General features: G+C 61.5%; 6 protein-coding genes. 5 read left to right on the top strand and 1 reads right to left on the bottom strand.

Annotated elements, in window-relative coordinates; all coding sequences use genetic code 11:
* The first annotated feature begins 120 nt into the window (after nucleotides 1-120).
* The 3 genes from QMX86_RS05985 to QMX86_RS05975 all read left to right on the top strand — a co-directional run bounded on the left by QMX86_RS05985 (nucleotide 121) and on the right by QMX86_RS05975 (nucleotide 4,379).
* Nucleotides 121-531, top strand: a complete 411-nt coding sequence (locus tag QMX86_RS05985; RefSeq protein WP_122602096.1) for a YbaN family protein — start codon at nucleotides 121-123, stop codon at nucleotides 529-531.
* A gap of 168 nt (nucleotides 532-699) precedes the next feature.
* On the top strand, nucleotides 700-2,838 hold the full coding sequence (locus QMX86_RS05980; RefSeq protein ID WP_282385810.1) for a methyl-accepting chemotaxis protein: 2,139 nt from the start codon (nucleotides 700-702) through the stop codon (nucleotides 2,836-2,838).
* A 191-nt stretch (nucleotides 2,839-3,029) separates the two neighbouring features.
* Entirely contained in the window at nucleotides 3,030-4,379 is a 1,350-nt protein-coding gene (locus QMX86_RS05975; RefSeq protein ID WP_282385808.1) for a CoA transferase, read from the top strand.
* 194 nt (nucleotides 4,380-4,573) lie between these two features.
* Here the strand turns inward: QMX86_RS05975 and arcD (QMX86_RS05970) are convergent, their stop codons facing one another.
* Complete coding sequence (gene arcD, locus QMX86_RS05970) at nucleotides 4,574-6,001, bottom strand: arginine-ornithine antiporter (RefSeq protein ID WP_073472012.1); 1,428 nt, start codon at nucleotides 5,999-6,001, stop codon at nucleotides 4,574-4,576.
* A 439-nt stretch (nucleotides 6,002-6,440) separates the two neighbouring features.
* Between arcD (QMX86_RS05970) and arcD (QMX86_RS05965) the strand changes: the two genes are divergently transcribed.
* Both arcD (QMX86_RS05965) and arcA read left to right on the top strand, forming a co-directional pair.
* Complete coding sequence (arcD, locus tag QMX86_RS05965) at nucleotides 6,441-7,868, top strand: arginine-ornithine antiporter (RefSeq protein WP_016773517.1); 1,428 nt, start codon at nucleotides 6,441-6,443, stop codon at nucleotides 7,866-7,868.
* A 35-nt stretch (nucleotides 7,869-7,903) separates the two neighbouring features.
* Nucleotides 7,904-9,160: an arginine deiminase gene (gene arcA, locus QMX86_RS05960; RefSeq protein WP_071173356.1), complete on the top strand. Its 1,257-nt coding sequence runs from the start codon at nucleotides 7,904-7,906 to the stop codon at nucleotides 9,158-9,160.
* Nucleotides 9,161-9,190: the final 30 nt, after the last annotated feature.

Raw genomic sequence — 9,190 nt, 5'->3', positions numbered from 1 at the left:
CGGCAGCACATTCAACATCAATGTGCCTGATCAACCGCTTTCGCGAGCAGGCTCGCTCCCACAGAGCTCACCACAAATCTGTAAGATCCCCGTTCCGCTTCAGAAGCCGCCGCTGAGCCCATGCCCGCACCCGCCCCATCAAAACTCGCCCGTCTGCTGTTCGGCCTGCTGGCCTATGTCAGCCTCGGCATTGGCCTGATCGCCATCGTCGTGCCCGGCCTGCCGACCACCGAGTTCATCCTCCTTGCCGCGTGGGCCGCGACCCGCAGTTCGCCGCGCTTGAGTGCCTGGCTGGAAAATCACCGCCTGTTCGGGCCGATCCTCAGTAACTGGCGCAACGGCAGGATCATCGCGCGCAAGGCCAAGCTCAGTGCCACCGTCAGCATGCTGCTGTGTGCGACGTTGATGCTGGTGATGCTCGATCACGGCTGGCCGATCTATCTCGCGATTGCCGGCATGGCCATGGGCAACCTGTGGATCTGGTCGCGTCCGGAGACGCCCGTCGCGGTAGTGAAACATCCCTGTAATTAAAGCCTTTTCAGCACTTTCCCCTGCGCAAACGTTTAGCAGCGACCGTCCGTCGGCAAGCGCCTCATGCCGTTTCGCTTAACGCCGATGAGGATTGAATGGCGCTGAATGGATTTGGCAAACCGGGCTTCAGGCCCAGCCACCTGTTTATTCCATTCGCGAGATCGCCCCATGTTCGACTCTCTTTCCATTCGCCTGAAAATCGTCCTGCTCTCCGGCCTGTGCCTGCTCGGAGTGGTGGCACTGATTGTCAGCATGAACATCTACCAGACCAACCAGAACGACGCGCTGGTCAGTCAATCCAGCAACCAGTTGCTCACCGCCAGCGTGCAGAACCTGTTGCAGGCCAAGGCCGCCGAGCAAGCGGTGCGGGTGCAGAAAACCTTTGGTGAAAGCCTGCTGGTGGTCACCGCCCTCGCCGATCAGATCAAGGATCTGCGGACGATGGCGGCCAAGCGTTCGCTCGAAGCCGGCGCTGTTCGGGAAGAGTTGAACCAGAATCTGAAAACCGCTTTCGAGCGCAACGATAAAGTCCTCGGTATCTGGTTGGCCTTCGAACCCAACGGCCTCGACGGCAAGGACAGCGAATTCGCCAACGATGCCGCGCGGCAGTCCAACGAAGCCGGGCGCTTCGCCTCGTACTGGAGCCGTGCCGCCGGCGCCGCGCTGAATACAATCATGGTCGAAGACGACCTGACCAAAATCACCCTCAGCGTCAGCGGCACGCCGTACAACAGTTGGTACACCTGCCCTCGCGACAACAAACGCACCTGCCTGCTCGACCCGTATGCCGACACCGTCGGTGGCAAGGAAATGCTCATGACGACCATTTCCGTGCCGCTGCTGGTGGATGGCAAAGCGATCGGCGTGGTCGGTGTCGACATCGCGCTCGACGCCCTGCAAGCCGCCGCCGTCGACTCGCAGCGCAGCCTGTTCAACAACGCCGGGCACATGCTGATCGTCTCCGGCAGCGGTGTGCTGGCGGCCGACAGTGCTGACGCGACGCGGGTCGGCAAAAAAATCGGCGACACCCTCGGCGCCGATGGCAAGGATGTATTGCAACTGGTCGGCAGCGGTACGGCGAAAATCCTCGAACAGGGCGAGCTGATTCGCGCGGTTTACCCGGTCGACCCGATCGGCAATTCGCACGCCTGGGGCGTGGTCATCGACCTGCCCGAGCACGTGCTGCTGGCCGATTCGGTGAAGCTGCAAGCGGTACTGGATGACGCACAACAAACCGGCGTGATTACTGCCCTGCTGGTGGCGGGCGTGGCCGGTCTGGTCGGCCTGCTGCTGATCTGGCTCACCGCCTCCGGCGTCACCCGTCCGATCAACAGCGTTGCTGAGATGCTGAAGAACATCGCCAGCGGCGAAGGCGATCTGACCCAGCGCCTGAACTACAGCAAGAAAGACGAGCTGGGCGAACTGGTGAACTGGTTCAACCGCTTCCTCGACAAGCTTCAGCCGACCATCGCGCAGATCAAACAGAGCATCACCGAAGCACGTGGCACGGCTGATCAGTCATCGGAAATTGCCCGCCAGACCAGCGAAGGCATGCAGGTGCAATTCCGCGAGATCGATCAGGTCGCCACCGCCTCCAACGAAATGAGCGCCACTGCCCACGACGTCGCCAACAGTGCCTCGAACGCAGCCAACGCGGCCAAGGGTGCCGATCAGTCGGCGAAGGACGGCATGGCGATCATCGAGCGCAGCACCCGCGACATCAATCAGCTGGCCGATGAAGTCAGCAAAGCGGTGACCGAAGTCGAAGCGCTGGCGGTCAACAGCGAGCAGATCGGCTCGGTGCTGGAAGTGATCCGCAGCATCGCCGAACAGACCAATCTGCTGGCCCTCAACGCTGCTATCGAAGCCGCCCGCGCCGGCGAAAGCGGTCGCGGTTTTGCCGTGGTCGCCGATGAGGTGCGCAACCTGGCCAAGCGCACGCAGGATTCGGTGGAAGAAATTCGCATCGTTATCGAGCGCATCCAGACCGGCACCCGTGGCGTGGTCGCGACCATGCACTCGAGCCAGACCCAGGCGCACAACAACGCCGGGCAGATTCGTCAGGCCGTTGATGCGCTGGGCAAGATCAGCGACGCGGTGACGGTGATCAGCGACATGAACCTGCAGATCGCCAGTGCCGCCGAAGAACAAAGCGCAGTGGCCGAAGAGGTCAACCGCAACGTCTCGGCGATCCGCACCGTGACCGAAACCCTGACCGAACAGGCCACCGAATCGGCAGCGATCAGCAGCCAGCTCAACAGCCTGGCGAGCCAGCAGATGAAGTTGATGGATCAGTTTCGTGTCTGATCGCCACCCCACCTATCTGATCGTTCCCACGCTCCGCGTGGGAATGCATCAAGGGACGCTCCGCGGTCCAGCTTTCGATTGGGACGCAGAGCGTCCCGGGCGGCATTCCCACGCGGAGCATGGGAACGATCCTCAATCCAGCCCGGTTATGTTTTGCACTATCATCGCCCTCTCGTTCCGGAGGGCCTTCGATGACTGATCTGCTCACGTCCATCCAAACCGCACTCGGCCTGCCCCACACGCCGATCCCCTTCAACGGTGACGGCGCGTTGCCCTCGGCGTTCGCCGTGACCGAACTGGCCTGCGCCAGCATCGCCGCTGCCGGGCAAGCGCTCAGCGAATTGCTTCACCAGCAAGCCGGGCACTTGCCTGCGGTTGCAGTCGACCGCCGTCTGGCCTCGTTGTGGTTCTCCACCTCGCTGCGCCCGATCGGCTGGCAGGTGCCGCCGCTGTGGGATCCCGTCGCCGGCGACTATGCGACCCGGGACGACTGGATCCGTCTGCACACCAACGCCCCGCACCACCGCGCCGCCGCTGAACGCGTGCTCGGTGCCTGCGCCGATCGTGCCGCAATGGCGGCGAAAGTCGCACAGTGGACGAGCGCAGAGCTTGAGCAGGCGGTGGTCGATGCCAAGGGCTGCGCCGCCGAAATGCGCAGTTGGGCGCAGTGGCAGCAGCATCCGCAAGGGCTGGCGGTGAATGCCGAAGCGCTGGTGCAGTTCATCGAGCAGACGGACGAGAACCGCAGCCCATGGCAAGGCTCGATCGCACGACCGCTGGCCGGGATCAAGGTGCTCGACCTGACCCGCGTCCTCGCCGGCCCCACCGCTAGCCGCTTTCTCGCCGGGCTGGGCGCCAACGTCTTGCGGATCGATCCACCGAGCTGGAACGAACCCGGCGTGGTCCCGGAAATGACCGTGGGCAAACGCTGCGCGCGGCTGGATCTGCAAGTGCCAGCGGATCGCGCAGTGTTCGAAGGTTTATTGCAAGACGCCGACATCTTGCTCCACGGCTATCGCGCCGATGCGCTGGAACATCTGGGGTTTGGTATTGAACGCCGAAGGCAACTGGCACCGGGGCTGATCGACGTCTGCCTCAATGCCTACGGCTGGAGCGGCCCCTGGCAGAACCGCCGGGGCTTCGACAGCCTGGTGCAGATGAGCAGCGGCATTGCCGAGGCCGGGCAGCATTGGAGGCACAGCGATAAACCGACGCCACTGCCGGTGCAGGCACTGGATCATGCGACCGGGTATCTGCTGGCGGCGAGTGCGCTCAGGTTACTGACTGAACGACTGGCCAGCGGTCGCGGGGGTTCGGCGCGGTTGTCGCTGGCACGGACGGCGAAGCTGTTGCTTGAGCATGGGCCGGGAACGCATGACCCGCTGCGGGCTGAAGACGCACTGGATCAGGATCCGGCGATTGAACACACCGCGTGGGGGCCGGCGCGGAGGTTGCGCGTGCCGCTGCAGATCAGCGGGACGGCGATGCGGTGGAATTGGCCGGCGACGGAGTTGGGCTCGCATCCTCCGCGTTGGCCATGAGAAGCCCCTCACCCTAGCCCTCTCCCAGAGGGAGAGGGGACTGATTGGGGGATATTGGAGAGTTACGCCGACGTGAAAGATTTTCGTCGAATCCATAATCGACTCGATCGCTCAGGTCGATGTATAGCGCCAGACACCTCGGTCGGTCCCCTCTCCCTCTGGGAGAGGGCTAGGGTGAGGGGCTGCTTTTCAGATCACAACGACAACACTCCGCTATACAACCCATACGCCGCCAGCCCCGCCCCGATCACCACGCAGGCAAAAATCCCTTTCTCCACCGTGGTAAAAACCGGCTGCCCCTGTTCACGCTTGGCCTTGGCAAACAGAATCACCCCCGGCGCATACAGCAGCGCCGACAGCAGCAGATACTTCACCCCACCGGCATACAACAGCCACACCGCGTAAACCAGGGCGATGCCGCCGATCAGCAGATCCTTGGTGCGCTCGGCCGACGCGTGTTCGTAGGTTTCGCCGCGCCCGCTGAGCAGCACCGCGTAGGCCGCTGACCACAGGTACGGCACCAGAATCATCGACGAGGCCAGGTAGATCAGGCTGGTGTAAGTCCCCGCCGAGAACAGTGTGATCAGCAAGAAAATCTGGATCATCACATTGGTCAGCCACAGCGCGTTGACCGGCACGTGATTGTTGTTTTCCTTCTTGAGGAACGCCGGCATGGTCTTGTCCTTGGCCGTGGCGAAGAGGATTTCCGCGCAGAGCAAGGCCCAGGACAACAATGCACCGAGCAGGGAAATCGCCAACCCGACGCTGATCAGCAATGCGCCCCACGGCCCGACGATGTGCTCGAGCACCGCTGCCAGTGAAGGGTTCTGCAAATTGGCCAGCTCCGGCTGGCTCATGATCCCCAGCGACAGCACGTTGACCAGCACCAGCAGCGCCAGCACACCGAGAAACCCGATCACCGTGGCGCGGCCGACGTCGCTGCGTTTTTCTGCGCGAGCCGAATAGACGCTGGCGCCTTCGATGCCGATGAAGACGAACACGGTGACCAGCATCATGTTGCGCACCTGATCCATCACCCCGCCGAAGTTCGGGTTGCTGCGGCCCCAGATGTCGCGGGTGAAGATGTCAGCCTTGAACGCGACGGCAGCGATGACGATGAACATGATCAGCGGCACAACCTTGGCCACGGTGGTCAACTGGTTGATCAGCGCCGCCTCCTTGATCCCGCGCATCACCAGAAAATGCACCGCCCACAACAGCACCGAGGCGCAGCCGATTGCGATCGGCGTATTGCCCTGACCGAACACCGGGAAGAAATAGCCAAGGGTGCTGAACAGCAAGACGAAATAGCCGACGTTGCCCAGCCAGGCGCTGATCCAGTAACCCCACGCCGACGAAAAGCCCATGTAGTCGCCAAACCCGGCCTTAGCGTAGGCGTAGACGCCCGAGTCCAGCTCCGGCTTGCGATTGGCCAGGGTCTGAAAGACGAACGCCAGCGTCAGCATGCCTATCGCAGTAATGCCCCAACCGATCAGGATCGCCCCTGCATCGGCGCGTGCCGCCATGTTCTGCGGCAACGAGAAAATCCCCCCGCCGATCATCGACCCCACCACCAGCGCGATCAACGCACCAAGGCGCAGCTTTTGCGTCGGTTGCGACATGCAGATCTCCTTGAAAGAGTCGTTGTTGTTTATTTGTAACAACACCTGACTAAAAGCCTAAGGGTAGATGACGTTTATCAGGTAATGCCGAATCTCGCACCCGTTATATATAGCCGACCACGATAACGCTTATCACGTTTAAGACAGTTTTGTGCGCTGATCCTGATTAATCAATTCTGCACCGCGAAAAGATGACCGACATTTGCCAAACGCTGAAAAGCAACTAGCGTCATAGTTCGAAAGCATTAATAGCTATTCTTGACTGCCTCAGCGAAACGGCTCTGGAATGGGCCTTTGGGGCTACAGCGTTATGCCCGCAACGGGCGCACTAGTCATTCATTAACAATGGAATGTGACCATGCACTGATCCATGTCAGCTGTTCGAACAGACAACAGTACTAGGCTGTGAGCTCTCCTTTCCTGCAATGGAGTCATGCAAATGTCTGAAGCGCCCGGAAAACTAAGACTCGGTGCACTGGTTGCACTGGTGGTCGGTTCAATGATTGGCGGCGGGATATTTTCGTTGCCACAAAACATGGCCGCCAGCGCCGACGTCGGTGCAGTGCTGATCGGCTGGGCCATCACCGCCGTCGGCATGCTCACCCTCGCTTTCGTCTTTCAGACCCTCGCCAATCGCAAGCCTGACCTGGACGGCGGTGTCTACGCCTACGCCAAGGCCGGATTCGGCGACTACATGGGTTTCTCATCGGCCTGGGGCTACTGGATCAGCGCCTGGCTGGGCAACGTCGGTTACTTCGTTCTGCTGTTCAGCACCCTCGGCTATTTCTTTCCGATCTTCGGCGAAGGCAATACCCCGGCGGCGGTGATCGGCGCGTCCTTGCTGCTGTGGGGCGTGCATTTCCTGGTGTTGCGCGGCATCAAGGAAGCGGCGTTCATCAACCTGGTGACCACCGTCGCCAAGGTCGTGCCGCTGCTGCTGTTCGTGTTGATCGCAGTCTTCGCGTTCAGACTGGACATCTTCACCGCCGACATCTGGGGCGTGAAGAACCCCGACCTGGGCAGTGTGATGAACCAGGTGCGCAACATGATGCTGGTCACCGTCTGGGTGTTCATCGGCATCGAAGGCGCGAGCATCTTCTCTGCCCGCGCCGAGAAACGCTCGGATGTCGGCAAGGCCACCGTGATCGGCTTCATCACCGTGCTGCTGTTTCTGGTGCTGGTGAACGTGCTGTCGCTGGGCATCATGACCCAGCCGGAACTGGCGAAACTGCAGAACCCGTCGATGGCCGCCGTGCTTGAGCATGTGGTCGGTCACTGGGGGGCGGTGCTGATCAGCGTCGGCTTGATCATCTCGCTGCTCGGTGCGCTGCTGTCGTGGGTGCTGCTGTGTGCCGAGATCATGTTCGCCGCCGCCAAAGACCACACCATGCCGGAGTTTCTGCGCAAGGAAAACGCCAACCATGTGCCGGTCAACGCCCTGTGGCTGACCAACGCGATGGTGCAGGTGTTCCTGATCATCACCCTGTTCTCGGCCAGCACTTACCTGTCACTGATCTACCTCGCCACCTCGATGATTCTGGTGCCGTACCTGTGGTCGGCGGCCTATGCCCTGCTGCTGGCGGTGCGCGGCGAGAGCTACGAAGGCTTTGCCGCCGAGCGGCGCAAGGATCTGATCATCGGCGGTATCGCCCTGATCTATGCGGTGTGGTTGTTGTACGCCGGCGGGGTCAAGTACCTGCTGCTGTCGGCCCTGCTCTACGCGCCCGGCGCGATCCTGTTCGCCAAGGCCAAGCTGGAACTCAAACAACCGGTTTTCACCAACGTCGAGAAGCTGATTTTCGCCGCAGTGGTCGTGGGCGCCGTGGTGGCGGCCTACGGTCTCTACGATGGCTTCCTGACGCTGTAACCCCTGATTGAATTGTCATCTGGAGGAACACAGAAATGACCACGGAAAAAGTGAAGTACGGCGTCCACTCCGAAGCCGGGAAACTGCGTAAAGTCATGGTTTGCTCCCCAGGTCTGGCCCATCAGCGGCTGACCCCGAACAACTGCGATGAACTGCTGTTCGATGACGTGCTGTGGGTGGCGCAGGCCAAGCGCGATCACTTCGACTTCGTCACCAAGATGCGCGAGCGCGGCATCGACGTGGTGGAAATGCACAACCTGCTGACCGACATCGTCGCCATTCCCGAAGCGCTGGACTGGATTCTTGAGCGCAAGGTGACCGCCGACTCGGTGGGCCTGGGCCTGATCAGCGAAGTGAAATCCTGGCTGAAAAGCCTCGAGCCACGGCACATCGCCGAATTCCTGATTGGCGGCGTCTCGGCCGATGATCTGCCGGACAGCTTCGGTGGCAAGACCATCCAGATGTTCCGCGACTTCCTCGGCCACTCCAGCTTCATCCTGCCGCCGCTGCCCAATACCCAGTTCACCCGCGACACTACCTGCTGGATCTACGGTGGCGTGACGCTGAACCCGATGTACTGGCCGGCGCGCCGTCAGGAAACCCTGCTGACCACCGCCATCTACAAATTCCATCCGCAGTTCACCAACGCCGAATTCGAGATCTGGTACGGCGACCCGGACAAGGATCACGGCAACTCCACCCTTGAGGGCGGCGACGTCATGCCGATCGGCAACGGTGTGGTGCTGATCGGTATGGGCGAGCGTTCATCGCGTCAGGCCATCGGCCAACTGGCGCTGAACCTGTTCAACAACAAAGCGGTGGAAAAAGTCATCGTCGCCGGCCTGCCGAAGTCCCGCGCAGCAATGCACCTGGACACCGTGTTCAGCTTCTGCGACCGCGACCTGGTGACGATCTTCCCGGAAGTGGTCAACCAGATCGTCGCCTTCACCCTGCGCCCTGACGAAAGCAAACAGGGTGGCATCGACATCCGCCGCGAAGAAGGCAGCTTCCTCGACACCGTCGCTGGGGCGCTGAATCTGCCGAAACTGCGCGTGGTGGAAACTGGCGGCAACAGCTTCGCCGCCGAACGCGAGCAATGGGACGACGGCAACAACGTGGTGGCCATGGAACCCGGCGTGGTCATCGGCTACGACCGCAACACCTACACCAACACCCTGCTGCGCAAGGCTGGCGTGGAGGTCATCACCATCAGCGCCGGCGAACTCGGCCGGGGCCGTGGCGGCGGTCACTGCATGACCTGCCCGATCATCCGCGACCCGATCGATTACTGATCTTTGAGCCTTCGCCGCGACTTATCGAGC

The organism is Pseudomonas sp. PS01270, from assembly GCF_029959775.1.
Classification (GTDB): Bacteria; Pseudomonadota; Gammaproteobacteria; order Pseudomonadales; family Pseudomonadaceae; genus Aquipseudomonas; species Aquipseudomonas atacamensis.
The sequence above is the reverse complement of the archived record's forward strand: the minus strand, read 5'-3'. Positions and strand labels throughout refer to the sequence as shown.

Excerpts from the sequence above, each read along its gene's own strand:
- arcD (WP_073472012.1), bottom strand. The coding sequence starts at position 6,001 with ATGTCGCAACCGACGCAAAAGCTGCGCCTTGGTGCGTTGATCGCGCTG.
- QMX86_RS05985 (WP_122602096.1), top strand. The coding sequence starts at position 121 with ATGCCCGCACCCGCCCCATCAAAACTCGCCCGTCTGCTGTTCGGCCTG.
- QMX86_RS05980 (WP_282385810.1), top strand. The coding sequence starts at position 700 with ATGTTCGACTCTCTTTCCATTCGCCTGAAAATCGTCCTGCTCTCCGGC.
- QMX86_RS05975 (WP_282385808.1), top strand. The coding sequence starts at position 3,030 with ATGACTGATCTGCTCACGTCCATCCAAACCGCACTCGGCCTGCCCCAC.
- arcD (WP_016773517.1), top strand. The coding sequence starts at position 6,441 with ATGTCTGAAGCGCCCGGAAAACTAAGACTCGGTGCACTGGTTGCACTG.
- arcA (WP_071173356.1), top strand. The coding sequence starts at position 7,904 with ATGACCACGGAAAAAGTGAAGTACGGCGTCCACTCCGAAGCCGGGAAA.